This is a genomic window from Nocardia sp. NPDC004068 (assembly GCF_042874315.1).
Lineage (GTDB): Bacteria > Actinomycetota > Actinomycetes > Mycobacteriales > Mycobacteriaceae > Nocardia.
Window position 1 is genome coordinate 57,912 of sequence record NZ_JBIAMW010000015.1, and the last position, 22,109, is coordinate 80,020.

General features: G+C 70.3%; 26 protein-coding genes and 1 tRNA gene. 8 read left to right on the forward strand and 19 right to left on the reverse strand.

Annotated elements, in window-relative coordinates:
* Positions 1-49 precede the first annotated feature (49 nt).
* Positions 50-122: transfer RNA gene (locus tag ACFYTQ_RS30465), tRNA-Ala, on the reverse strand.
* 123 nt (positions 123-245) lie between these two features.
* Between ACFYTQ_RS30465 and ACFYTQ_RS30470 the strand changes: the two genes are divergently transcribed.
* Together ACFYTQ_RS30470 and ACFYTQ_RS30475 are read left to right on the forward strand one after the other, a co-directional pair.
* Positions 246-1,682, forward strand: coding sequence for a DUF222 domain-containing protein (locus tag ACFYTQ_RS30470; protein WP_387368490.1), 1,437 nt, complete (start codon positions 246-248; stop codon positions 1,680-1,682).
* Positions 1,683-1,716: 34 nt separating this feature from the next.
* Positions 1,717-1,953, forward strand: coding sequence for a hypothetical protein (locus ACFYTQ_RS30475; protein ID WP_387368492.1), 237 nt, complete (start codon positions 1,717-1,719; stop codon positions 1,951-1,953).
* A 67-nt stretch (positions 1,954-2,020) separates the two neighbouring features.
* Here ACFYTQ_RS30475 and ACFYTQ_RS30480 read toward each other — a convergent pair whose 3' ends face one another.
* The 3 genes from ACFYTQ_RS30480 to ACFYTQ_RS30490 form a co-directional block, all read right to left on the reverse strand.
* Entirely contained in the window at positions 2,021-2,722 is a 702-nt protein-coding gene (locus tag ACFYTQ_RS30480) for a DsbA family protein (protein WP_387368494.1), read from the reverse strand.
* 82 nt (positions 2,723-2,804) lie between these two features.
* Positions 2,805-4,007 carry an MFS transporter gene (locus tag ACFYTQ_RS30485; RefSeq protein WP_387368496.1) on the reverse strand — a complete coding sequence of 401 codons (1,203 nt, stop codon included), beginning with the start codon at positions 4,005-4,007 and terminating at the stop codon, positions 2,805-2,807.
* A 214-nt stretch (positions 4,008-4,221) separates the two neighbouring features.
* Entirely contained in the window at positions 4,222-4,839 is a 618-nt protein-coding gene (locus ACFYTQ_RS30490; protein WP_387368498.1) for a TetR/AcrR family transcriptional regulator, read from the reverse strand.
* Between the two features lie 62 nt (positions 4,840-4,901).
* Between ACFYTQ_RS30490 and ACFYTQ_RS30495 the strand changes: the two genes are divergently transcribed.
* On the forward strand, positions 4,902-6,428 hold the full coding sequence (locus tag ACFYTQ_RS30495) for a carboxylesterase/lipase family protein (protein WP_387368500.1): 1,527 nt from the start codon (positions 4,902-4,904) through the stop codon (positions 6,426-6,428).
* 277 nt (positions 6,429-6,705) lie between these two features.
* Here ACFYTQ_RS30495 and pgm read toward each other — a convergent pair whose 3' ends face one another.
* Positions 6,706-8,343, reverse strand: coding sequence for a phosphoglucomutase (alpha-D-glucose-1,6-bisphosphate-dependent) (gene pgm / locus ACFYTQ_RS30500; protein WP_387368502.1), 1,638 nt, complete (start codon positions 8,341-8,343; stop codon positions 6,706-6,708).
* Between the two features lie 703 nt (positions 8,344-9,046).
* On the opposite strand from pgm, the gene ACFYTQ_RS30505 reads away from it, so the two are divergent.
* Entirely contained in the window at positions 9,047-10,213 is a 1,167-nt protein-coding gene (locus tag ACFYTQ_RS30505) for a lipase family protein (RefSeq protein WP_387368504.1), read from the forward strand.
* A gap of 128 nt (positions 10,214-10,341) precedes the next feature.
* On the opposite strand, the gene ACFYTQ_RS30510 is transcribed toward ACFYTQ_RS30505, so the two are convergent.
* A complete protein-coding gene (locus tag ACFYTQ_RS30510) occupies positions 10,342-11,844 on the reverse strand; it encodes an MFS transporter (protein WP_387368506.1) in 1,503 nt (500 codons plus the stop codon).
* Positions 11,845-12,007: 163 nt separating this feature from the next.
* Here ACFYTQ_RS30510 and ACFYTQ_RS30515 point away from each other — a divergent pair, with 163 nt between their 5' ends.
* Together ACFYTQ_RS30515 and ACFYTQ_RS30520 are read left to right on the forward strand one after the other, a co-directional pair.
* Positions 12,008-12,661: a TetR/AcrR family transcriptional regulator gene (locus ACFYTQ_RS30515; RefSeq protein ID WP_387368508.1), complete on the forward strand. Its 654-nt coding sequence runs from the start codon at positions 12,008-12,010 to the stop codon at positions 12,659-12,661.
* 33 nt (positions 12,662-12,694) lie between these two features.
* Positions 12,695-13,993 (forward strand): D-arabinono-1,4-lactone oxidase, encoded by a 1,299-nt coding sequence (locus ACFYTQ_RS30520; protein WP_387368510.1) that lies wholly within the window; start codon positions 12,695-12,697, stop codon positions 13,991-13,993.
* On the opposite strand, the gene ACFYTQ_RS30525 is transcribed toward ACFYTQ_RS30520, so the two are convergent.
* Both ACFYTQ_RS30525 and ACFYTQ_RS30530 read right to left on the reverse strand, forming a co-directional pair.
* Positions 13,960-14,775, reverse strand: a complete 816-nt coding sequence (locus tag ACFYTQ_RS30525) for a DUF6286 domain-containing protein (protein ID WP_387368512.1) — start codon at positions 14,773-14,775, stop codon at positions 13,960-13,962. The genes ACFYTQ_RS30520 and ACFYTQ_RS30525 overlap by 34 nt on opposite strands.
* On the reverse strand, positions 14,772-15,113 hold the full coding sequence (locus ACFYTQ_RS30530; RefSeq protein WP_387368514.1) for an Asp23/Gls24 family envelope stress response protein: 342 nt from the start codon (positions 15,111-15,113) through the stop codon (positions 14,772-14,774). Before ACFYTQ_RS30530 ends, ACFYTQ_RS30525 begins: the two co-directional genes overlap by 4 nt.
* A 262-nt stretch (positions 15,114-15,375) precedes the next feature.
* Here ACFYTQ_RS30530 and ACFYTQ_RS30535 point away from each other — a divergent pair, with 262 nt between their 5' ends.
* Complete coding sequence (locus tag ACFYTQ_RS30535) at positions 15,376-15,564, forward strand: hypothetical protein (RefSeq protein WP_387368516.1); 189 nt, start codon at positions 15,376-15,378, stop codon at positions 15,562-15,564.
* A gap of 59 nt (positions 15,565-15,623) precedes the next feature.
* Here ACFYTQ_RS30535 and ACFYTQ_RS30540 read toward each other — a convergent pair whose 3' ends face one another.
* The 10 genes from ACFYTQ_RS30540 to ACFYTQ_RS30585 form a co-directional block, all read right to left on the reverse strand.
* Positions 15,624-16,190 (reverse strand): alkaline shock response membrane anchor protein AmaP, encoded by a 567-nt coding sequence (locus tag ACFYTQ_RS30540; RefSeq protein ID WP_387368518.1) that lies wholly within the window; start codon positions 16,188-16,190, stop codon positions 15,624-15,626.
* Entirely contained in the window at positions 16,187-16,714 is a 528-nt protein-coding gene (locus ACFYTQ_RS30545) for a DUF6286 domain-containing protein (RefSeq protein ID WP_387368520.1), read from the reverse strand. The genes ACFYTQ_RS30540 and ACFYTQ_RS30545 overlap by 4 nt, the downstream gene beginning before the upstream one ends.
* Positions 16,711-17,037, reverse strand: a complete 327-nt coding sequence (locus ACFYTQ_RS30550) for an Asp23/Gls24 family envelope stress response protein (RefSeq protein WP_387368521.1) — start codon at positions 17,035-17,037, stop codon at positions 16,711-16,713. The genes ACFYTQ_RS30545 and ACFYTQ_RS30550 overlap by 4 nt, the downstream gene beginning before the upstream one ends.
* Positions 17,034-17,222: a hypothetical protein gene (locus ACFYTQ_RS30555; protein WP_387368523.1), complete on the reverse strand. Its 189-nt coding sequence runs from the start codon at positions 17,220-17,222 to the stop codon at positions 17,034-17,036. The genes ACFYTQ_RS30550 and ACFYTQ_RS30555 overlap by 4 nt, the downstream gene beginning before the upstream one ends.
* 1 nt (position 17,223) lies before the next feature.
* Positions 17,224-17,691, reverse strand: coding sequence for an Asp23/Gls24 family envelope stress response protein (locus ACFYTQ_RS30560; protein WP_387368525.1), 468 nt, complete (start codon positions 17,689-17,691; stop codon positions 17,224-17,226).
* Between the two features lie 95 nt (positions 17,692-17,786).
* Complete coding sequence (locus ACFYTQ_RS30565) at positions 17,787-18,119, reverse strand: hypothetical protein (RefSeq protein WP_387368527.1); 333 nt, start codon at positions 18,117-18,119, stop codon at positions 17,787-17,789.
* On the reverse strand, positions 18,116-18,493 hold the full coding sequence (locus ACFYTQ_RS30570; RefSeq protein ID WP_387368529.1) for an Asp23/Gls24 family envelope stress response protein: 378 nt from the start codon (positions 18,491-18,493) through the stop codon (positions 18,116-18,118). Before ACFYTQ_RS30570 ends, ACFYTQ_RS30565 begins: the two co-directional genes overlap by 4 nt.
* Positions 18,490-19,074, reverse strand: a complete 585-nt coding sequence (locus ACFYTQ_RS30575; RefSeq protein ID WP_387368531.1) for an Asp23/Gls24 family envelope stress response protein — start codon at positions 19,072-19,074, stop codon at positions 18,490-18,492. The genes ACFYTQ_RS30570 and ACFYTQ_RS30575 overlap by 4 nt, the downstream gene beginning before the upstream one ends.
* Positions 19,065-19,631, reverse strand: coding sequence for an RNA polymerase sigma factor (locus ACFYTQ_RS30580; protein WP_387368533.1), 567 nt, complete (start codon positions 19,629-19,631; stop codon positions 19,065-19,067). The genes ACFYTQ_RS30575 and ACFYTQ_RS30580 overlap by 10 nt, the downstream gene beginning before the upstream one ends.
* 114 nt (positions 19,632-19,745) lie before the next feature.
* The gene (locus ACFYTQ_RS30585; RefSeq protein ID WP_387368535.1) at positions 19,746-20,561 is read right to left on the reverse strand and encodes a helix-turn-helix transcriptional regulator; all 816 of its coding nucleotides are present in this window, start codon (positions 20,559-20,561) and stop codon (positions 19,746-19,748) included.
* 100 nt (positions 20,562-20,661) lie between these two features.
* Between ACFYTQ_RS30585 and ACFYTQ_RS30590 the strand changes: the two genes are divergently transcribed.
* Positions 20,662-21,201: a YceI family protein gene (locus tag ACFYTQ_RS30590; protein WP_387368537.1), complete on the forward strand. Its 540-nt coding sequence runs from the start codon at positions 20,662-20,664 to the stop codon at positions 21,199-21,201.
* A gap of 6 nt (positions 21,202-21,207) precedes the next feature.
* Here ACFYTQ_RS30590 and ACFYTQ_RS30595 read toward each other — a convergent pair whose 3' ends face one another.
* A complete protein-coding gene (locus ACFYTQ_RS30595) occupies positions 21,208-22,059 on the reverse strand; it encodes a response regulator transcription factor (RefSeq protein WP_387368539.1) in 852 nt (283 codons plus the stop codon).
* Positions 22,060-22,109: the final 50 nt, after the last annotated feature.

Genomic DNA, 22,109 nt, shown 5'->3' on the forward strand with positions numbered 1-22,109 from the left:
CTACTACACGGCATTGATTCGGCACCGTGTTCTAGTACACCCTCCAAGGTGGAGCTAAGGGGACTCGAACCCCTGACCCCCACACTGCCAGTGTGGTGCGCTACCAGCTGCGCCATAGCCCCGTGGTGTTGCCTTCGGGGGGCTCCCCGTTGGCTTGAATGAAGTTACACCACTGGCGGATGTGGGGCCAAATCGGCTGGTCGGGGGGCTGGTGGAACTGGTGTTCGAAAGGTAGGATCGAACACATGTTCGACGGCGGAGAGCTTCAGGCGATGAGCGATGAGGGGCTGATCGATGCGCTGCGGCGGGCACATGGGGCGGCGGCGTTCGCGCAGGCGGCCGAGGTGTTGGCGGTGCGCGAGCTGTATCGGCGGCGACGGGAGGAGCGGGGAGAGGAGGGGGACGACGGGCGGGCCGGGGAGTTCGCGGCCAGTGAGGTGGCGATGGCCGTGCGGGTGTCCGAGCGAGTGGCGGCGGCGCTGATCGATGTGGGGCTGGGGCTCGATGAGATGCCCGCTACGCGTGCGGCTTTCGCGTCGGGGCGGATCGATCTGGCGCGGACGCAGGTCGTGGTCGAGACAGCGCGGGGGGTCACGGCCGCGGCGCGGGCGGAGTTGGAGCCGAAGTTGATCGAGGCGGCGGATCGGGCGGATCCGGTGCGGTTGCGGCATACGGGGCGGCGGTGGGTCGGGCGGCTGGATCCGGAGGGTGAGCGGCGCAGACGGGAGGTGCGGGAGGGCGAGCGGGATGTGCGGATCAGGGGCGTGCGCGACGGGGTGGCGCTGTTCGACGGGTTGTTGCCCGCGGCCGCCGCGCAGACGGTCGCGATGCGGTTGCGGGAGATGAGTCACGAGGTGTGCGAAGAGGATCCGCGCACGATGCCGCAGCGGCGGGCCGACGCGTTGGTGGCGCTCGCGGACGGGTCGGGGCGGTTGCGATGCGAGTGTGGGCGCGGGAAGCGTTGTCCCGCACCGAAATCGAGTGGCGAGAGACGTCGGCCGCTGGTTCAGATCGGGATCTCGGCGGAGAGCCTGTTGGGGTCGCGGGAGGATCCGGCGCTCTTGGCGGGGTACGGGCCGATCGACGCGGAGCTGGCGCGGCGGATCGCCGAATCGGCCGAGTTCCAAGTGATTCCGGAACGGACGGAGGATCCGAGCGGCGACGAGGAGGCCGATCGGGAGGAGCCTCCGGTATGGCTGGATCGGGAGGTGCGGGCCGTGGACGGGCTCTGCCGGTTCCCGGGCTGCACCATGCCCGCCACGCTGGGCCGGATCGACCACAGCAGACCCTTCGATCGCGCCCACCCCCGGCGCGGCGGTGCGACGGTGCCGTCGAATCTCGCGGTCCTGTGCACGCGGCATCATCGGCTCAAGAAGGCGGCCGACGACGGCGAAACCGCCTGGCGCACAGACCGTCTCGACGCCGATCGCCTCGAATGGACCAGTCCCGAGGGCGATGTCCGCACGACCGTGCGGGAGGGCGCGCGATATCTGTTCCCGCACACCGATATCGAGGCCCCGCGACTGCCCTGGCCGCAGCCCGCGGAGGAGACCGAGGCGCCGCCCGCGGCCGCGCTCGACCTCACCTATCCCCTCGAACGAGACGTTCCGCTCCATCCCGGGCTGTCGACGGCGATTCCGGAGGACGACCGTCCCTACGCCCTGGAGAACCAGGGCCGATGAACACCTACCAGGATCATGAGGACACGGCACAGCGATGGACAACCCGGACCCTCCTCCGGCGCCGACGGTCATCGATGTCGGAGTGGAACGCGAGCGGATCGCCGGTCTCGAGCAGATCCGCAGGCGGCTGGAAGCCGAACTGGACAAGGCCGAATCCGGTTGCGGCTACGCGGCCATGGCACAGCAGTTGCGCGACACGATCAACGCGATCGCGGACGCGCGCAACCGAATCTACGAGGCCCTGCTCACCGACGAACTGGGCGAGGAGTAGCCCGCGGGTCGGCACCGCGCGGGGAGCGGGCGCCCGGACGGCTGGGGATGCCGCCCGGGCGTCCGCGCTACGGCGCGACCTTGTCGACCCAGCCGGAGTCGTTGAGGTTCAGATCGTTCGAGCCGTCGAGCACGGTCGGGGTGCGCACCTCGCCGACGGCCGCCTTCAGGGTGGTCATGGCCGACTGGGCGTGGTTGCGCGCCGAATCGACGCGCTGCCCCTTCGTGATGCACTGCTGCACCTCGGCGGGAGCCCCGGCCTCGGCGGCGATGGCGGCCAACTGCTCGTTGCCGAGGTCGCCGCCGTTCTCACTGGGTTGCTTGGTGGTGAACAGCGCGGTGTGGAACTTCGAGTACACCGGCCCGTTCCCGGCGTCGGCGACGCACTCGTTGGCGGCGACGGCGCGGGTCGAGTAGTCCTTGCTGCCCGACTTCTGGTCCAGGAAGTTGACGAGGCGATAGCGCACGGCCAGCTTGCCCTGGTCGATCTTCTGCGCGATCAGCTGACCGTAGAGGTGTTCCAGCGAGCCGCAATTCGGGCACATCGGATCCTCGTAGACGTCGATCGTCTTGGCGGCGTTGGCTTTTCCGAGCACGATCGCGCCGTCGGAGTCGAGCAGCACGCTGACGGCCGGATCGTGCACCGGACCGTACCCGTCGCCCTGGACCTTCAAGGAGTGATCGCTGTTCCAACGCACGACGAGCACGACGATCAGCACGATCACCAGCAGGGCGACACCGCCCAGGGCGTACGTGGTTCGGCTGGACATGGGTCGCGGCGTGTACTTCGATCCGGAGGAGGAGTTCACGGCGTCCACTCTGCCAAAACCGAACCGGCGATTCGACGCCGACTCACGCGTCGACGACGGCCCGCCGCCGCATCGGCTCCGGAACCAGCACCCAGCACAACGAGGCCGCGACCAGGAGCGCCCCCGTCACGGCGAGCGCCACCCCGAACGACGCTCGTTGCGCGATGGCGCCCACGGCGATCGGGCCGATGACGGTCCCCAGATCAGCGGCCATCTGGAATCCGGCCAGCACCGGCCCGCCCCGGGCCCGGGGCCCGATGACGTCGGCGACCGTGGCCTGCTGCGCCGGGGTGTACATGCCCGACCCGAGTCCGGCGATGAACGAGGACACCAGCAGCCAGGTCAGATTCTCCGACAGGCCGAGCAGAATGGTCCCGACGGCGCACACCACCGTGCCGACGACCAGAAAAGGCTTGCGGCCCAAGCGATCCGACAGCCGCCCCGAGACGAACAGCACCGCCGCGTTGCCCGCCGCGAACACCGTCAGCGCCACACCCGCCAGCCCCGGCGAGAGCCCCAGCACCGAAACCACCAGCAGCGGAACCAAAGCCATCCGCACCCCGAACACGGCCGCGCCATTGGCGAAGTTCGACCACAGCACCGCGAGATACGCCGGACGCGCGAGCGCGTCGCGGAAGGTCATCACCCGCAACTCACCCGGGGCCTCGGGTGCGGCCAACCGCGAGTCGCGCAGACTCCAGTACACGACGGCCGTCGCGGCCAGTAGTGCGACGGCGTAGATCACGAACGGCACCCGCAACCCGAATCCGACCAGCGCGCCGCCGATCAGCGGCCCGGCGAGCGAACCGATCAGGAAGCTGCTCGACCACAGTCCGGACACCCTCCCCCGCTGTCCGGGCGGCGACATCCGAATGACCAGTCCCAGCGACGACACCGAGAACATGGTCGATCCGATCCCGCCGAGCGACCGCAGCACGATCAGCTGCCAATAGCTTTGCGCCAGAGCACAAGCCCCCGTCGACAAGGCCACGATCAGCACGCCGCTCAAATACACCGACCGCTCCCCCAGCCGCTGCACCAACCGCCCGCTCACCGGGGCGAACAACAACCGCATGAACGCGAACGCGCTCACGATCGCCGACGCGGCCGCCACCCCGACTCCGAAACTCAAGGCGTACTGCGGCAGAGCCGGGGCCACCAACCCGAAGCCGAGCGCGATCAGAAACGCCGCCCCCACCAACACCCAGATCTCCACCGGCAGCCGCCCGGCCCCGCTCTCCCTCACCGATCACACCCGTCGTCCACGCCGAATCACAACTCCTCGAAACGAACAATCCATTCCATCAGGTCCGGGTGCTCGGCACGGCGACAATGGCGTCCGCGAGCGCGATCACCGGGACCGCGGAACGCAGATACCGCATTGCCGCTGGACCGCGCGCTGCCGCCAGGCACACCGTCCGGCATCAGGTGGCGTCGCCCGACCTCCCCGCCCGGGCCGATCACCCGAAGACGCGTGCGACGAATCCACTGATCACCGAAGATGCTTCACCCGGCTCGATGGAACCCCGCGCGAGTTGCAACAGCAGGCCCTCGACGAGAGCCAGGAGCCCCCGTGCCTCACGCAGTGCCTCCTCGCGAGAACGACCGATCGCGCTCGTACACAGCGCGGCCGCGATCGCCGCGGCGAGTCGATCGGATCCCGCGGACAAGCGGGCCGACATCTCGGGGTTCCGCGCGGCCCTGTTCACCACGGCCAGCCATGCCATCACCTGTATCCGCCAGCTGTCGTCGGGTCGCTCGGCCGCGGGATCGACGACGGCCCCGGGGATCATGCCCTGAAGTGCTTCGCGCACAGTCGATTCGGCGTCCGCGGGCTCGGCGAGCGTCGTGAGTTGATCGACGAGCCGCTCATCGAGGATGTCGAGCACGCCGGAGACGGAGTAGTCGAGAAGATCGTCGAGCCCGGCGAAGTAGTGCTGCAACGAACCGAGCGACAATCCCGCCTCCGCGGCGACCCGGCGCAGGCTCACCGCATTCCAGCCCTCGCGATAGGCCAAGCGCCACAGGGCGGCCGCCAACGCGTCGCGTCGCTGTGTCCGATCGACGACTTTCGGCATCGAACCTCCTTTTTTAGTACAGTGACTCATATCAGGAGACACCCGAACCAGGGAGGGGCACGATGGACGTGGTCGTTCGCGCGGCGTGTGGGGCGGTCCGCGGCGAAGCGCGCGAGAATTCCTTCGCCTTCTTCGCCATCCCCTATGCCGCGCCCCTGGTCGGCGCCCGTCGCTTCCAGGCCCCGGGCCCGCCGCGGCGGTGGAGCGGCGTGCGCGACGCGCGCAGGTTCGGCTCCTCGGTACCGCAGCCGATCCTCTGGCATCCCGGCGACGACCCCGAATGCCTCACCGTGAACGTGTGGACCCCGGATGTCGGCGCCTCCGGCCTGCCGGTCATGGTGTGGCTGCACGGCGGCGCGTGCCTGGGCGGCACCGCGGCCACCACCGATTTCGACGGCGCTGCCCTCGCCGCCGCGGGGGTCGTGGTGGTCACGGTGAACTATCGAGTGGGATACGAGGGCTTCGGCTGGGTCGACGACGCGCCGTGCAACCGCGGCGTACTCGACCAGATCGCCGCGCTCGGCTGGGTGCACGACAATATCGCCGCCTTCGGCGGAGATCCGGACGCGGTGACCTTGATCGGACAGTCGGCGGGCGCGTCGTCGGTCGTGGGCCTGCTGGCCGGTGATCGCGCCCCGGATCTGTTCCGGCGCGGAATCGCGCAGAGCCCGGGCAGGATCTTCGTTCCCGCCGACGAGGCTCGTGCCGTCTCGGCGATGATCACCTCGCGGCTCGGCATCCGCCCGACAGTCGAGGCGTTGGCGGCACTGCCACCCGAGGCGATCCACGCGGTCCAGATGACACCGGTGGCCGTCATGGCGGCCGAGCCGGGACGATGGACCCATCCGAACGCGCCCTACTCGGTGATCGTCGACGACGAATTGTTCACTGCCCCACCCTGGCTCGGCTACCGAACGTCCGCGACCGGCCGCGAACTCGTGTGCGGATTCACCACGGACGAGGCGCGAATGTTCACGGTGGACGCGGACCTGTCCAAGACCGAACCCGTCGACACCGCCCGTGCCTGCGGTCTCGACGCGAGCGCGGTCCGAACCTACCGGCTCGGAAATCCGAACATCACCGACGACGAACTGCACGCCCTGATCCTCTCCGACGCCCTGTTCCGAATGCCGTCGCTGTGGTGCGCCGAGGCCGCCACCAATGCCGAAAACGCCTCGTACCTCTACGAATTCGCATGGCCGAGCCCGGCGCGCGACGGCGCCCTGCGGGCATGCCACGGCCTCGACGTCCCCTTCACCTTCGACACACCCCGCGGCCCCCTCGCCACAGATCTCATCGGCCCAAACATTCCCCCGGACTTCGCCGCCCTGTCGGCGGCCATGCGCAAAGCGTTCGTAGCGTTCGCCACAACCGGCGACCCCGGCTGGCCCCGATTCGACACCACCGAACGAACCCGCCGAATCTGGGCGACCCCACCCGGGTCGGGTGTCGACTCACTGGCCACGTCCCGCCGGAGCTGGAGGACCCCAAACGGGCCTGACGCCGACTCCCTGGCGACGCCTCACCGAAACCAGCCGACCGGACCCGGGTCAGACGCCGACCCACTGGCAACGTCCCACCGAAACTAGCCAAGCCCAACCGGATCGGACGCCGACCCCCTGGCCACGTCCCACCGAAACCAGCCGACCCCACCCGGATCGGACGCCGATTCGCTGCCGACGTCCCGCCGAAACTGGGCGACCCCACCCGGGCCGGACACCGACTCCCTGGCGATATCCCACCGGACCTGGCGGCCCGAGCGGCAATGACCCACCGGCACAACAAGTTCCGAGCAGAACAAAGGCCATGCGCACCGGCGCGCCCGATGCGAACACCGAACCACTCAACGCGAAAAGCCCCGAACCCTCACTCCCCCAACGCCCGCCCCACGACCTCCTCCGCCGCCCCCTGCACCTGCGCCAGATGATCCGGCCCGTGAAACGACTCCGCGTAGATCTTGTACTTGTCCTCGGTCCCCGAGGGCCGGGCCGCGAACCACGCGTTCTCGGTCGTCACCTTCACCCCGCCAAGCGCGGCGCCGTTCCCGCGCGCCCGGGTCTGCACCGCGATGATCGGCTCACCCGCCACCTCGGTGGCGGTGATGTCGTCCGGTGTGAGCGCGGCCAGCCGGGCCTTCTGGTCCGGGGTGGCGGTGGCATCGATGCGCGCGTAAGCCGGGCTGCCGTAACGCTTTTCGAGTTCGGCGTAGCGGGCCGACGGGCTCTGGCCGGTCACGGCGGTGATCTCGGCGGCGAGTAGGGCGAGCAGGATGCCGTCCTTGTCGGTGGTCCAGACGGTGCCGTCCATGCGGAGGAAGGACGCGCCCGCGCTCTCCTCGCCGCCGAAAGCCAATGAGCCGCTGAACAATCCGGGGACGAACCATTTGAAGCCGACGGGGACCTCGTGCACCTGTCGGCCCAGAACGCTTACCACGCGATCGATCATCGAGGAGGTGACCGCCGTCTTGCCGATCTTGGTCAGCGCGTCCCAGCCCATCCGGTTGGCGATGAGGTATTCGATCGCGACGGCCAGGTAGTGGTTCGGATTCATCAGGCCCGCATCGGGTGTCACCACGCCGTGCCGGTCGGCGTCGGCGTCGTTGCCCGTGGAGATGTCGTAGTCGTCGCGAATGGCGACCAGCGACGCCATGGCGTAGCGCGAGGACGGATCCATGCGGATCTTGCCGTCGCTGTCGAGGGTCATGAACCGCCAGGTCGGGTCGACGAACGGGTTGACGACCTCGAGTTCGAGGTCGTACCGCTGGCCGATCTCCTCCCAGTAGTCGACGCTCGCGCCGCCCATGGGGTCGGCGCCGAGCCGGATGCCCGCGCCGCGAATCGCGTCCAGGTTCAAGGCATTCGGCAGATCGGCGATGTAGTGGTCGAGGTAGTCGTAGCGTTCGACGCTGGTGGCCAGCGCGTGCTGCAAGGTGGTGCGCTTGACCCCGGCCAGGCCGCCGCGCAGCAACTCGTTGGCACGCTCGGCGATGGCGTCGGTGGCGACGGTGTCGGCGGGGCCGCCGTGCGGGGGGTTGTATTTGAAGCCGCCGTCGCGGGGCGGGTTGTGCGAGGGGGTGACGACGATGCCGTCGGCCTGATGGCGGGTGCCGCCCCGATTGTGGCGCAGGACAGCGTGACTCAGCACCGGGGTGGGCGTGTAGCGGCCGCGGGCGTCGATGACGGCGGTGACGTCGTTGGCGGCCAGGACCTCGAGCGCGGTGGTCCAGGCGGGCTCGGACAGGGCGTGGGTGTCGCGGGCGAGGTACACGGGTCCGGTGATGCCGCGGGTGGCGCGGTACTCGACGATGGCCTGGGTGATGGCGAGGATGTGCGCCTCGTTGAACGCGCAGTCCAGGCTCGATCCGCGATGGCCCGAGGTGCCGAAGGCGACCAGCTGTCCCGGCTCCGACGGATCGGGAATTCGGCTGTAGTAGGCCGTCACCAGATGCGCGAGATCCTCCAGGTCGGTAGCCCGGGCCGGTCGGCCGGCTCGATCGTGGGCCATGCTCGGGCCTCCCTTCTTGATCACCTGCGCCCGGCTCGTCATCAGGATCACGGTCCCACCAGCCGTGCCGGACCCAGAGGGGATACCGTATCGAACCCCACCGACAGACCACGATCCGCCGGAATCCGGCCGCGGCGCTCGGCGCTCATCGACCGCTCCCCGCTGTTCGCCTCATGACTACCCCCGATCGTCGTGCCGTTTCGTCGTCCATCCATCGAACCGATGACCGTCACACCCGATTCGAGCAGTTTACGAGTTTCCGCGCGTCCGGCGGCACGAGCGGATCTCCCCGCTCCCGTGCCGACCGGCCGAACCACCTGGGCAACCTCCCATTCGCGACCGCAACCGTATCGGGTCATGCTAACTGCCAGCGACCCCCGACCCGACGGCACGCGCGTCACCCGAGCGTGTCCCCGCTCGCCTTCGATCCGCACCCCTTGTTCGGATCCGCACGCCCTTTCGGGCCTTGGAAGGGGTGCGGATTCGAATAGAGGGTGCGGCTGGGGTGGTGGGGTCGGTTGGGCGCGCTGAAATGGTGGCGGTGGGGGAGACTCTGTAATAGCCTTCAGCAATCAATCCGAGCCGGTTGGTTTGTGGGGTGTTGCGTCAGGAAGGCGTTCATTCGGACGACATTGATGGAGTGACGATGGCGGATGATCGAGTCGTACACCGAAGGCCCCGGGCCGGCGGGCGCAGGGCCGCAATGACATTGGTGACAGCGCTGATTTCGGCCGTGGTGTGTGGCATGGGGGCCGCGCCCGCGCGGGCGGCGATCTTTCCCCTGCCCGATGGCGACCCGTTCTATTCGGCGCCGCCGAACATCGGGGACTATCAGCCGGGAGACGTCGTGCGCAGCCGGACGGTGGCCGCGACCGGGTTCCCGGGTGCGACGGCCTATCAACTGGTCTATCGCTCGACGAATTCGGCCGACGCGCCGATCGCCGCGGTGACGACATTGCTGCTGCCCCCGGGCGGCGGCACTCGGCCGCTCGTGTCGTATCAGCCGTTCGTGAATTCGCTCGGTCTCGAATGCGCCCCGTCGCACGCCCTGTTCGACGGCGGTCTCCAGGAGTCCCCGGCGTTGAACGTGCTGTTGGGCCGGGGCTGGGCGGTCGCGGTGCCCGATCACCTGGGTCCGGTGAGCGCGTACGGGGCGGCCAAGCTCGGCGGTCGGCTCACGCTCGACGGGGTGCGCGCGGTGAAGCGGTTCGCCCCGGCCGGATTGGCCGACGCCCCAGTCGGTTTGGCGGGGTATTCCGGCGGCGGCATGGCGACCGGATTCGCCGCCGCGATGGCGCCGGAGTACGCGCCCGAACTGCCGATCGTCGGCGCGGCCATGGGCGGGGTGCCGGTGAACATCGGCAAACTCGCCCTCGACGTCGGCGCGAATCCGAGCCCGCTGTTCGGGCTGGGCTTCGCCGCGGCGGTCGGCCTGGAACGGGAGTACCCCGGTGTCATGTCGCTGGACGCGAATCTGAATCCGGCGGGCTGGGAATTGCGCAACCGCATCGCCAACGCCTGCACCGATCAGATCATCGCCGCGGGCGCGAACAAGAGCTTCACCGATTACTTCTACGGCGGCGTCAGCGATGTCAGCGACCGCCAGATCGCGGTCCTGCACGAGAACAGCCTCGAGATCTACCCCGGTGTCCCCCGCGCCCCGATCTACCAGTGGGCGGGCGCCAACGACCAGGTGAACCCCTGGCTCGCCCGGGACGTCGCGGGCCGCTACTGCGCCGCAGGCGACCGCGTGCAGTTCGAGATCATCCCGGGCGCGGACCACGGCACGGCCATCGCCGCCGGGGCCGCCCAGGCCTTCAATTACCTGGGCGACCGCTTCGCCAACCTCCCGGCTCCCAGCAACTGCTGAACGAAAACACAAGCGCCCCCGCCTGATTCATCTAGGCGGGGGCGCTTGCGTCCGAGCACGAGGGCCTCACCGCGAAACCCGGAGCGTCCCCGCACAATCCACTCGCGCGGGGACGCGGCCGTTCACTCTCAGTGCACGATCACCGGCTCACCCTCGGCGGGCGCGGGCACCGTGCTCGGCATGAGGATCGCCGTGATCACGGCCCCGACCGCGAAAATCGCTGTGGCCCACCAGAAGCTGGTGGTGTAGCTGTGGATCGCGGATTCCGCCACCGCCACCGCCGTGGGCTGGCGGCCGCTCAGATAGTCGGCGGCGGCCGAGGAGGCGATGGTGCTCAGCAGGGCCGTGCCGATCGAGCCGCCGACCTGCTGGCTGGTGTTGACCATGGCCGAGGCGACGCCCGCGTCCTCGTGGTGCACACCCGCGGTCGACCCCTGGAAGGCCGGGGAGAGCGCGCTACCGATGCCCAGACCCATCAGGATCAGCGACGGGAGGACATGGGTGGCGTACGCGGTGTCCAGGCCGATGCGGGTCAGCAGGGCCATGCCGATCGCGGCGAGGACGAAGCCCGCGGTGACCGTGATCTTGGGGCCGAGCTTGGGCAGCACCAGCGACGGGACGGTCGTGGACGACAGCACCATGCCCGCGACCATCGGCAGGAAGGCCACACCGGTGACGATCGGCGTGTAGCCCAGCGTCAACTGCATGTAGTAGGTCAGGAACAGGAACAGCGCGAACATCCCGATGCCCATGACGAACACCGTCAGATACGACGTGCCGCGGGTGCGGTCGAGCACGATGCGCAGCGGCAGCAGCGGATGCGCGACCCGGGTCTCCAGCCAGGCGAACACGCCCAGCAGCAGCACGCCGCCGATCAGGAAGGCCAGCGTCACGCCGTTGGACCAGCCGTGCGACTCGGCGTGCGAGAAGCCGTAGACGATGCCGAACAACGCGGCGGTCACCACGGCCGTGCCCGGGATGTCCAGCCGCGGCCGCCGATCGCTGACGTGCTTGGCCAGCAACAACGCACCGCCGACGAAGGCCACCGCGGCGAAGATCAGGTTCACGTACATCACCCAGCGCCACGACGCCCACTCGGTGAGCGCGCCGCCGAGCAGCAGGCCGAGCGCGCCGCCCGCACCCGCGACCGCGCCGAAGATGCCGAACGCCTTGGCCCGCTCGGACGGCTCGGTGAAGGTGACCGTCAGCAGCGACAGCGCGGCCGGGGCCAGCAGCGCGCCGAACACGCCCTGGGCGACGCGCGCGACGACGAGCATCTCGAAGCCGTTGGCCGCGCCGCCGACGGCGGAGGCCACGGCGAAACCGACCAGGCCGATGAGGAAAGTGTTGCGGCGACCGAACAGGTCGCTCAGCCGACCGCCGAGCAACAGCAGGCTGCCGAAGGCCAGGGCGTACCCGGTGACCACCCACTGCCGGTCGCCATTGGAGAAGCCGAGGTCGCGTTGCGCCTCGGGCAGCGCGATGTTCACCACGGTCGCGTCGAGCACGACCATCAGCTGGGCCACGCCGAGGACGGCGAGCACCCACCAGCGCAGGGCATGCGAGCCGCGACGGCCCGCTTTCGGCGACGTCTCCGTCGCCTCCGTTTCGAGGTCGAGCGCGGTAGTCATGGGACTCCTACGGGGAAAGTGATAGCCGACACATATGCGGAGAGAGTTCCTCCACTTACCGGAGTAAGCTAACACCATAACGGAGAGAAAGCCTCCAGTTAATCCCCGTCCTTGTTAGGATCTTCGTGTGAATCGCGCCACTTCCCCCGCTCCACCTGGGCCTTTGTCACAGCCTCGGCGCCTGCGCGCCGACGCCGCCCGCAACCAGCAACGCATTCTCGAGGCCGCCCGCGAACTGTTCGCCGAGCGCGGCCTCGACGTCACCCTCGACGATGTCGCCGAGGCCGCGAAGGTGGGCGTGGGGACGGTGTATCGGCGCTTCGCCAACAAGCGCGAGCTGATCGAGGAGGTCTTCGATCGGCACGTGGCCGAGATGGCCGAGGCGACCGAGCGCTGCAACCGCGTTCCGGATCCGTGGCTGGGGCTGGTCGAGCTGTTCGAGTGGGCGTGCCAGCACATGGCGGGCAACCGCGGTTTCGGCGAGGTCATGCTCGAATTGCCCGACGCCAAGGAACGTTTCGCGTCGGTGCGCTGCCGGATCAAGCCCGCGCTCGAGGAGCTCATGGCCCGCGCGCACGCGGCGGGCGTGCTGCGGCCCGGCATCACCGTCGCCGACTTCTTCGCGATGGTGAACATGGTCGAGTCGATGGCCGCCTTCGCCCGCCCGATCAATCCGAACACGTGGCGGCGCTATATGGCCATCGTGCTCGACGGGGTGCGCGCGGACGGCGTCCCGCGACTGGAACTGACCGTGCCGCCGCTCACCGAGGACGAGGTGGAGCAGGCGAAGGAGGCCGTCTGCCCGCGCAAGAGGTAGCGCGGCTCACATCGATCCCCTAATGTTGGTCACATGACCAACTCGTGGATGAACTGGGCCGGGGATCAGGCGTGTGCCCCGGCCGAGATCGCCACTCCCCGAACGGCCGACGAGGTGGCCGAGCTGCTGGCGCGCGCCGACAGCGCCGGGCGGACCGTTCGGGTCGCGGGCGCGGGCCATTCGTTCACCGACGCCGTGCTCACCGACGGCCTGCTGCTGCGGCTGTCGGGGCTCGATCGCATCCAGTGGGTGGACCGCGCGACCGGGCTCGTGCGGGTCGAGGCGGGCGCGACCCTCAACGCGCTGAGCACCGCGCTGCACCCGATGGGCCTGGCGTTCCCCAATCTCGGCGACATCGACGTGCAGACCATCGCCGGAGCCACCGCGACCGGGACGCACGGCACCGGAGCCACGCTCCAGAACCTCAGCGCCGCACTGCATTCTATCGAATTGACGCTCGCCGACGGCAGTCGCGTGGAGCTGAACGAACAGTCCGATCCGGACGGCTGGCGCGCGGCGCGGGTGAGCGTGGGCGCGCTCGGGGTGGTCACCGCGGTCACGCTCCAGCTGGTGCCGTCGTTCGTGCTCGAGGGCGTGGAGCGGCCGGTTCCGGTGGCGGAGGTGCTCGCCGATCTGGACGAATACGTCGACGGCAACGAACATTTCGAGTTCTACATGTTCGCCCACAGCCCGCTGGCGATGACCAAACGCAACAATCGGGTGCCGCTGCCCGAGCGGCCGCGCGGCAAGGCCGTGGACTGGTTCGCCGACATCCTCATGTCGAACTACACCTTCGACGCGCTGTGCCGGTTGAGTCGCGCCCGGCCGCGGCTGATTCCGTGGATCCATCGGGGCGCGGCCTACGCGGGCAGCTATCGGCGGCAGGTGGACCGGTCGTATCGAGTCTTCGCCTCCCCCAGGCTGATCCGGTTCACCGAGATGGAGTACGCGATCCCGCGCGAGCACGCGGTGGCGGCGATCGAGCGGATCAAGGAGTTGGGGCGTCGGTTCGATTCGCCGATGCCGACCGAGGTGCGTTTCGTCGCGCCCGACGACGCGTTCCTGTCCCCCGCCGGTGGCCGCGACACCTGCTATATCGCGGTGCACCAATATCGGGGTATGCCCTACGAGCCGTACTTCCGGGCCTGCGAGGAGATCTTCGATACGTTCGAGGGCCGCCCGCACTGGGGCAAGCGGCACTTCCAGACCGCGGACACGCTGCGCGAGCGGTATCCGCACTGGGATCGGTTCCAGGAGGTGCGCCGCCGGTTCGATCCCAAGGGCCGGTTCGCCAATCCCTATGTGGAGCGGGTGCTCGGTCCGCTGGACTGACGCGCGAAGTGCAGCTCCAAACGCACTGCGACGGTGTCGATCTCGAGGGCCTGGCGCAGGCGCGGCAGCGCGTGGGCGATGATTTCGCGGCGCAGCGCGGTCACATCGGCGTCGGGTGCGGCGGTGACGGTCAGGCGCAGTTCGGGTGCGACGGCGGGGCCGAGCAGGCGCGCGGTGACCGAGCGCACCCCGGCGTAGGTCTCGATATCGGCGGCGACGGGTCCGGCCGCGACCGCCGAATCCATCACGATGGTGTCCGTCTCGGCCGGGCGGGCACACCAGCGCGGGGCCGCCGTCGCCCGCCTCGATAGCGCGGAAACCTCACGGAGACAGGCGAATCCGAGAACACTCACGCCGCCGACGAGCACCGCCGCCGACAGGACGAGCGACGGATGGTGGGCGGCCGTCACGGACCCGATGGCGACGAACAGCGCGCCGAACGCGCCCAGCGGGACGCGGCCGAACCGCGAACCCGCGCACGGCCCGATATTCGCGAGCCGGGCGTCGACGGCCGCGCGGACCTCCTCCGCCAGACCGGGCCGCGCCCCCGCCGCCTTGGCCACCACGCGAAGTCCGCTGCGGCCCAGCCTGATTCGCGCCGAGCGCACACCCGCCACCGACTGCGCCGCCACGCGCAGGGCGGTGGCCAGTCCGCGCCGGGCGACCCGGGCGGTGATCTCGTCGTCGGCGACCATCGGCACCAGGACCCTCCGTCCCGACAGCCCGGCCGCCGCCAGCAGCGCGAGTCCCGCCGCGAGGGTCGTCCAGGCGACGGCCGTCACCGCGCGCCCGTTCCCGTGACGAGGGCGCTCACCTCGATGTCCATCCGGGTCACCGTCAGTCCCGCGCGCTGGCGGACGCGGTCGGTGATGTGCTGTCGGGTCACCGCGGCCACCCGCCAGATGGGCAGCGGGTAGCGGATCGGCAACCGGACGGCGAGTTCGACGGTGTCGCCGCGCACGTGGGCGCGCACCTCGACATCCGTTGCGACGCCGGTGATCTCGCGCGCGGCGGCGTGCGCCAGCGCGGTGACCGACTCGTCGTCGACCGTGCGCAGCCGCGGTGGCTCGAACGCGGATTCGGCGGCGGGAGACGGGAATTCGGTCACCGTGCTCGTCATCGGTTCCTCCTGGTCGACCGCATGACGAAACCCTATCCGGCGCGCACCGACTTCTCATTCGACACGCCCGAGAGAATGGCTGCCCGAGGCGGCGAATTGATCGGGCTGAATTAGCGGGAATTCCCCTTTATTGCCTGCTCAGCGCGCATCCGGCCGGTCAGAATACCTTTTCCCGCAAGGCGTTGACACGCCCGACTCGACGCGGTGAGGATATTGATTGGCAGTTTCCTGAGCGTGCAATCCATTCGATACGGAGGTTTCGATGGGCACCAAGATGGACCGCAATGCCAAAGACAAGTCCCGCAAGGGCATGAAGGACCAGCCGCGCGGCGGCCAGCAGGCCATGAAGCGGGATCCGGATATGGAACGCGACGAGGAAATGCTCGCCGACGGTGACATGCCCACCGAGCGCCGCAACCGCGGCGGCAAGAACAGGGACAGGCTGGGTTAGCGCCTGTCATGAACCGGCTCGCGGCTCCTGACGACACGGAGCCGCGGGCCGATTTCATATCACCGGGAGCGGCCCCGCGAATCCAGCCGCAATTCCATGCTGACCGGAACGATCTCGACATCGAGGGCCTGACGCAGCCGCGGCACGGCGTGCCCGAGAATGCGGCGACGCAACTCGGTGAGATCGGCGTCCGGCGCGGCGGTCACCACCAGATGCAGTTCCGGTGCGCGACTGGGCCCCGACAGCCGGGCGGTCACCGAGCGCACGTCGTCGTAGGACTCGATATGGGCGGCCAGGGGCGCGGCCGCGGTATCGGAGGCGAGGACCGTGCGACCGGTCGCGGCCGGGGTGCCCACCGCCCATTCCGTCGCCCGGGGCAGCCGCCCGACCTGCGCGGCGAGCCAGCGCAGCGCGGCCAGCGCGAGCACCACGGCGCCCGCCACGACCAGGTACTCCACCCACAGCGGCGGATCCGCGGTGCCCGGCACCAGCGTCGCGTCGCGATCCACCCAGGGCAGGGCGCCCAGATGCGCGGCGACGGCGTAGCCACCGGCGGCCGCGATCAGCAGGCCGATCAGCCCCAGCAGACTCCGGTTGAGCCGGGCCGGGCGGTTGATCGAACTCATCGTCGTCCTCCCGTCCGCGCCGGGCGCAGCGCGGTCTCGATCCGCGGTGGCACCCGTGGCGCGATCGTGCCGAGCCGTTCGGCGACCGCGGCGCGCACGGTCTCGGGCGCGGCGTCGGCTCCGCGCCCCTTGACGCGAATCCGCTTGCGGCCCAGCCGCACTCGTGCGGAGTCCACGCCGTCGACGCTACGCACCGCGTCGTGGACCGCCCCCCGCAGGCTGCGCCGGGCGATCCCGGCGCGCACGCCGTCCTCGGCGTCGAGCGGCACGACCACCGATCGACCGGGCCACAGCGCCGCCGCCAGCAGCACCGCCCCGAGCACCAGGGCCGCGATTCCGCCGACGAGCACCGGACCGGCGGACCAGGTGGTGTCGTGCAGCCGGGTCGCGAGCGCGGTGTAGGAGACGAATTCCCTGTGGTCGCTGAGCTTCTGGATCAGCGACACCGCCACGGCGATCGACCCCGCCAACAGGGCGAGGGCGACGATCACCGCCGGGGCGATGCGGCGCGATCGGCGCGTCATCGGACCCTCCCGTTCGGTACGGCCACCGGCAGTTCGGACACCTCGATGTCCACCCGCGGCACCGCCAGCCCGGCCAACTCGCGGGTGCGTTCGATGAGATGGGCCCGGCATTCGTCGGCCACCCGGCCGACCGGCAGCGGATAGCGGATGGGCAGCCGCACGTCGAGGGTGGCGGAATCACCGGCGACGCGCGCGGTGACGCGCACCCCCGCCTCGACCCCGCCGACCTCGCGCGCGGCCCGTTCGGCGATCCGGCGGACCGCCCGCTCGGCGACCGTCGTCCGGCCCGGAAGATCTCCGGCGGACTCGGCGACGGCCGTCATCGACGACCCCGATCACGCTGCGGGCGAACCAGTCCCGACAGGTCGACCTCGCCGTCGAGCCAGCGGCCGACGAGCAGGCCGAGCCCGCCGAAGACGAGCACGATGGCGAACGCGCCGAATCCGCCGAACGCGGCCGCGAAACCGAGAGCCAGCCCGAACACCAGGCAGATCGTGGTGGCGTTCATGTCACTGCACCCGATCCCGGGCGGGCTGCTGCTCGTCGTCGTCGCCCTCGATGTAGACGTCGTTGACGTTGACATTGACCTCGACGACCTCGAGCGCGGTCATCTGCTCGATCGCGGTGATGACATTGCGCCGCACCAGCCGGGCCAGTTCGGCGATGGCCACGCCGTATTCGACGACCAGCTCCAGGTCCACGGCGGCCTGCTTCTCACCGACCTCGACCGAAACCCCTTGTCCCACACTGGCCGAGGCGCCCGGAATGCGGTCGCGCAGCGCGCCGAACGCGCGGGCCGCGCCGCCGCCGAGGGCGTGCACGCCGCGCACCTCGCGGGCGGCCAGCCCGGCGATCTTCTGCACCACGACATCGGCGATGGTGGTGGTGCCCTGATCGGTAACCAGTGCGCTGTCGGATTTCGAGTCGGCGCCGGACTTGGTGGTGCCCGCGGCCTTGTCGTTCGTCGTGCCGGTCATGGTGATTCCTCCCGATTCCCTTGCGGTACAGCGGATAACGGACTTCACTCGATAGACACGACCGCGAGCGAATCGTCACGGCCCGGACGCGTGATCTAGGTAACTGCGCGATTGCCCGAATTCGGCTCGCGAAACGCGGCGGCGTCGAGTTCGGTGACGGTCACGCGCAGCGCGACGTCGGGCCGGTCGGCGGCGACCAGCACCGCGCGGACGCGTTCGGTGAGCCGGTCCAACAGCGGCGGCAGCGGCAGCGCGGTGGCGACCACCCGCAGTTCGATCAGGGCCGAATTCGCCTCCACCGCAGCGCGTTTGCGATCCCACGGGAGCCAGCCGGTGTCGGGCAGGCCGAACGGGACCGCGGGGCGCAGGCCCTCGACCGCCTCGATGGCGGCCACCAGCTCGTCGATCAGCGCGTCGTTCGTTCTCACGGTGTCCCCGGTTCGATGTCGAGCACGGTCACCGAGACGGCGTCGACGGTCACGCCGGTCTGCTCGGCGACCGCCCGGGCCACCCGCCGCTGCACGGCCTCGCCGACCGCGCCGACCCGGCCGCCCGCGGCGATCGAGAGATCGATGTGGACGGCCAGCCAGCCGCCCGCCCGGCGCACCCGCACGCCGGTCGAGGGCGCGGACTCCTGTCCGGTCCACCGCTGACGGCCGGAGCGCGCGAGGTGCCCGACCAGGCCGAGGACACCGGGTTCCAGGCGCAGCACACCCGGCACCGAGGCCGCCGCGCGCGCGGCCACCCCGGCGATGACCGCGTCGGTGACGACGTATTCGGTGTCGCGGGCCGCGGCGGTCATCGGTCCTCCTCGTAGAGGTCGACCACGGTCACGTCGACGCGTTCGACGACCAGGCCGACGCGCGCCGAGGCCGCCGCCCGCACCCGCTCGCGGACCAGCGAGATCGTCTGCGCGACAGGGGTTTCGCTCATCCGCACCGCGATGGTCAGCTCGACCGCGACGGCCAGCGCGCCATCGGCGGCGGGGCCGCGGTCGTGCACCTGGCAGCCGCGGGCGCGCACGCCGTCGACGGTGTCGGCGGCGTAGCGCAGCACGACCGCGATGGCCTGGTCACTGACCTCGAGGGTGCCCGAATGCGGGGTGTGCAGCGTGAGCGTGCGACCGCGCCGGACCTCGGCGCGGACCGCGGACATGATGCGCCCGAACAGATCCGGGGGCGGCGGATCGGGTTCCTCGACGAGTTCGCGGGTCGCGGTGCGCAGGGTGAGCAGGCTCTCCCGGGCGGCCGCGCAGTGCGCGCAGTCGATCTCGTGCGCGTCGCCCCGGCCGTCCTCGACCGCGTCGAGCCGTTCCCACACCCGTTCCAGGCCGCGTCCGCACGGCAGCAGGTAGTCGCTGTCGGTCGCGTCGGTCACCGCCATGGCCGCATCACCTCCGCCAATTGTGCCCGCGCGCGGGCGATTCGACCGCGTACCGCGGTGCCGTTGGTGCCGACGATCTCGGCGATCTCCTCGTAGGACCGCCCGTGCACCTCGCGCAGCAACCAGCAGGCCCGCTGTTCGGGGGTCAGCAGTCGCAGCGCGTCGGTGAGGGCCGCGAGCTGGCCGTTGACCTGCGCCGCGTGCTCGGGCCGGGTGTCCGCGCGCGGTGATTCGGTGGTGTCCGGGTCGACGTCGGCGGCGACCCTGCGCGAGCGCAACACGTTGAGGCAGCGGTTGGTGGTCATCCGGTACAGCCAGCCCGCGAAGGCCGAGTCGTCCTGTAGTTGCGCGATCCGCCGCCACGCGGTCAGGAACACCTCCTGCGTGACGTCCTCGGCCTCGGCCCGGTCGGCCAGCATCCGCGCGGCCAGCCGGAACATCGGTCCCTGATAGCGCAGCACGAGTTGCTCGTAGGCCCGGACATCGCCGTCGCGCGCGCGGCCGGCGAGGGTCGCGTCGTCGAGCGCTGCCTCGGGTGCCGTCGGCGTCGTGGTCACTCGGGCACCTCCTCTGCTCGTGGGAAGGACACCGTCATCGGCCGAACCGCACGCGGACGTGACCGGAGTCACGTATGCCGGGAGTTCGCCGATACGACCGTACCGCGCCGGAGGTTACTCGTTGACGACCCGGAGATTCGGTTTGCGGGCGTGGCGGTCGAGGAACCACACCTGCACGCTCTGATCGGCGGCGGGATCGAGGGTTTCGAACTCGATCTCCACCACCCCGCGCAGCGGGTGATCCAGATGCATTGTGCCCGTGCGGAAATCGCTCATGCGATGTTCTTCCCAGCGGCAGGCGAACTCGGGGATGCCCTGGAGGTCGGCCACGGCGGCGGCGAGATCCTCGTCCTCGGCCCACAGCGAGCGGGACAGGCGCAGCCGGGAGGTGATCATGTCCGCGGTGGCCTCCCAGTCGGTCCAGCGCCGCGCGCCGGGGTGTGCGAAGAAGTAGCGGGCGAGGTCACCGCGCACCTCGGCGTCGAAGAAGCCCAGGGGTTCGACGAAGTCGCGCCAGGCCGTGTTCCACGCCAGCACGTTGAGGTGGCGGCCGACGACGAACGCGGGGGTCGGGTCCAGCGCGTCGAGCACGGCCCGCAGGGTGTCGGGGACCTCGTCCGGGGCGGCACTGGACGGGCAGCCGCCGGTGTGCCGGTCGCCCAGGGCCAGTTTGACGAAGTGATGCCGCTCGACATCGTTGAGCCGCAGGGCGTCCGCGAGCGCGCCGAGGACCGAGGTCGAGGGGTTGGTGTCGCGGCCCTGTTCGAGCCGGGCCAGATAGTCGGCGCTGACCCCGGCGAGGGCGGCCACCTCCTCGCGGCGCAGTCCCGGGGTGCGCCGCCGGCGTCCCACGGGCAGCCCCACGTCCTCGGGCCGCAGGCGGGCGCGGCGAGCGATGAGGAATTCGGCGAATTCGGATCGTGCTGCCACCCGTTCATCCTGTCGTATCCGCGCCTCGTTAGCCGCGCCCTGCGAGTGCCAGGATAAGCGCGGCGTGGTTAACCGGACCGTGGTCCGCAAGGCTGGGGGCATGACGACTTCCGAGCAGACCCTGAAGACGGGCTCGTGGGCCCTGGACACCGCGCACTCCGCGGTCAACTTCACCGTGCGGCATCTGGGCATCTCCAAGGTGCGCGGGCGGTTCAACCGCTTCGAGACCGAGTTCGTGGTCGACGAGTCCGGCGCGGCCGCGATCTCGGCCACGGTCTACCTGGACTCCTTCGACACCGGCAACGCCGACCGCGACGCGCATGTGCGCAGCGCCGATCTGCTCGACGTGGAGAAGCGGCCCACGCTGACCTTCCGCGCCACCGAGCCGGTCCGCGTGGCCGAGGACTTCCAGGTGAGCGGCGAGGTGACGATCGGCGGCGAGACGCATCCGATCACCCTGGACGTGGAATGGGGTGGCATCCAGGACAATCCGAACACCAACGCCCGGCACATCGGCTTCGCGGCGACCGGGACGCTGAAGCGCACCGAATTCGGTGTCGCCACCCAGGTTCCGTCGGCGATGCTCAGCGACAAGATCGCGATCGAATTGGACATCCAGCTGATCGAGCCGCAGGACTGAGACCGCTCAGGGCAGCAGACCGGCACGCCGGGCCCGGACCACGGCCTCGTGCCGGGTGTGCGCCCCGAGTTTGGTCATTGCGCTGCGCAGATAACTCTTGATGGTCTCCGGCCGGAGCGAAAGACGCTGGGCCGCTTCGGCGTTCGTGCACCCGAGCGCGACGTGGGCGAGGACGTCGAGTTCACGCGGGGCGAGCGCCGGTGTCTCGCCGGGGATCTCGGGCCCGGACATCAGCCGGGCGAGGCGATCGGACAGCTCGCGCAGGCGGGCGCGGGCCGCGGCGTCGGTCACCGTCTGCGCGATCCCCCGGACCTCGGCATGGATATCGCGAAGTTGTTCGGCGACAACGGGATCCGGCCCCTGCGGGACGGCCGCCTCGCGCAGCCGCAACCGCCGGTCGACCTCGTCGCGGACGGCCAACTCGGCCGCCAACCGGCGCCCGGCCCGCACCACCAGATCGGCCGCGCGATCGCCGATCGGACCCGCCTCCCGGCTGGCCACGTAGAGCACCGCCCGCGACTGCCCGCCCACCACGACCGGCACCCCGACCACCGCGCGCAACCCCTCGGTGAGCACGGGCCCGTCGTAGTGATGGGTGATCGTGGAGGCCGCCCGGTAGTCCGACACCGACGCCGGACGCCGGGTGGCCACGGCCGCGCCGCCCACCCCCGAGGCGGGTGAGACCGCGAGCCCGCGCATGGCGTTGGTGCGCGTGCCGAAGAATTCGCTCAGCACCAGCGTCCCCCCGAGCACCTGCCCGCCGAACACGACCGGCAGCCCCGCCACCCCGGCAACCCGGCGCAGTTCGGCGCGCAGGGCGTCGGCGTCGCGCGGGCGGAGCAGGTCGGGGCCGGTCATGTCGGTACCCCTTTCCGGGGGTAGTGGACGGGAAATGTGACCTGGATCCT

Excerpts from the sequence above, each read along its gene's own strand:
- ACFYTQ_RS30470 (WP_387368490.1), top strand. The coding sequence starts at position 246 with ATGTTCGACGGCGGAGAGCTTCAGGCGATGAGCGATGAGGGGCTGATC.
- ACFYTQ_RS30475 (WP_387368492.1), top strand. The coding sequence starts at position 1,717 with ATGGACAACCCGGACCCTCCTCCGGCGCCGACGGTCATCGATGTCGGA.
- ACFYTQ_RS30480 (WP_387368494.1), bottom strand. The coding sequence starts at position 2,722 with ATGTCCAGCCGAACCACGTACGCCCTGGGCGGTGTCGCCCTGCTGGTG.
- ACFYTQ_RS30490 (WP_387368498.1), bottom strand. The coding sequence starts at position 4,839 with ATGCCGAAAGTCGTCGATCGGACACAGCGACGCGACGCGTTGGCGGCC.
- ACFYTQ_RS30495 (WP_387368500.1), top strand. The coding sequence starts at position 4,902 with ATGGACGTGGTCGTTCGCGCGGCGTGTGGGGCGGTCCGCGGCGAAGCG.
- pgm (WP_387368502.1), bottom strand. The coding sequence starts at position 8,343 with ATGGCCCACGATCGAGCCGGCCGACCGGCCCGGGCTACCGACCTGGAG.
- ACFYTQ_RS30505 (WP_387368504.1), top strand. The coding sequence starts at position 9,047 with ATGACATTGGTGACAGCGCTGATTTCGGCCGTGGTGTGTGGCATGGGG.
- ACFYTQ_RS30510 (WP_387368506.1), bottom strand. The coding sequence starts at position 11,844 with ATGACTACCGCGCTCGACCTCGAAACGGAGGCGACGGAGACGTCGCCG.
- ACFYTQ_RS30520 (WP_387368510.1), top strand. The coding sequence starts at position 12,695 with ATGACCAACTCGTGGATGAACTGGGCCGGGGATCAGGCGTGTGCCCCG.
- ACFYTQ_RS30530 (WP_387368514.1), bottom strand. The coding sequence starts at position 15,113 with ATGACGAGCACGGTGACCGAATTCCCGTCTCCCGCCGCCGAATCCGCG.
- ACFYTQ_RS30535 (WP_387368516.1), top strand. The coding sequence starts at position 15,376 with ATGGGCACCAAGATGGACCGCAATGCCAAAGACAAGTCCCGCAAGGGC.
- ACFYTQ_RS30540 (WP_387368518.1), bottom strand. The coding sequence starts at position 16,190 with ATGAGTTCGATCAACCGCCCGGCCCGGCTCAACCGGAGTCTGCTGGGG.
- ACFYTQ_RS30545 (WP_387368520.1), bottom strand. The coding sequence starts at position 16,714 with ATGACGCGCCGATCGCGCCGCATCGCCCCGGCGGTGATCGTCGCCCTC.
- ACFYTQ_RS30550 (WP_387368521.1), bottom strand. The coding sequence starts at position 17,037 with ATGACGGCCGTCGCCGAGTCCGCCGGAGATCTTCCGGGCCGGACGACG.
- ACFYTQ_RS30555 (WP_387368523.1), bottom strand. The coding sequence starts at position 17,222 with ATGAACGCCACCACGATCTGCCTGGTGTTCGGGCTGGCTCTCGGTTTC.
- ACFYTQ_RS30560 (WP_387368525.1), bottom strand. The coding sequence starts at position 17,691 with ATGACCGGCACGACGAACGACAAGGCCGCGGGCACCACCAAGTCCGGC.
- ACFYTQ_RS30570 (WP_387368529.1), bottom strand. The coding sequence starts at position 18,493 with ATGACCGCCGCGGCCCGCGACACCGAATACGTCGTCACCGACGCGGTC.
- ACFYTQ_RS30575 (WP_387368531.1), bottom strand. The coding sequence starts at position 19,074 with ATGGCGGTGACCGACGCGACCGACAGCGACTACCTGCTGCCGTGCGGA.
- ACFYTQ_RS30590 (WP_387368537.1), top strand. The coding sequence starts at position 20,662 with ATGACGACTTCCGAGCAGACCCTGAAGACGGGCTCGTGGGCCCTGGAC.
- ACFYTQ_RS30595 (WP_387368539.1), bottom strand. The coding sequence starts at position 22,059 with ATGACCGGCCCCGACCTGCTCCGCCCGCGCGACGCCGACGCCCTGCGC.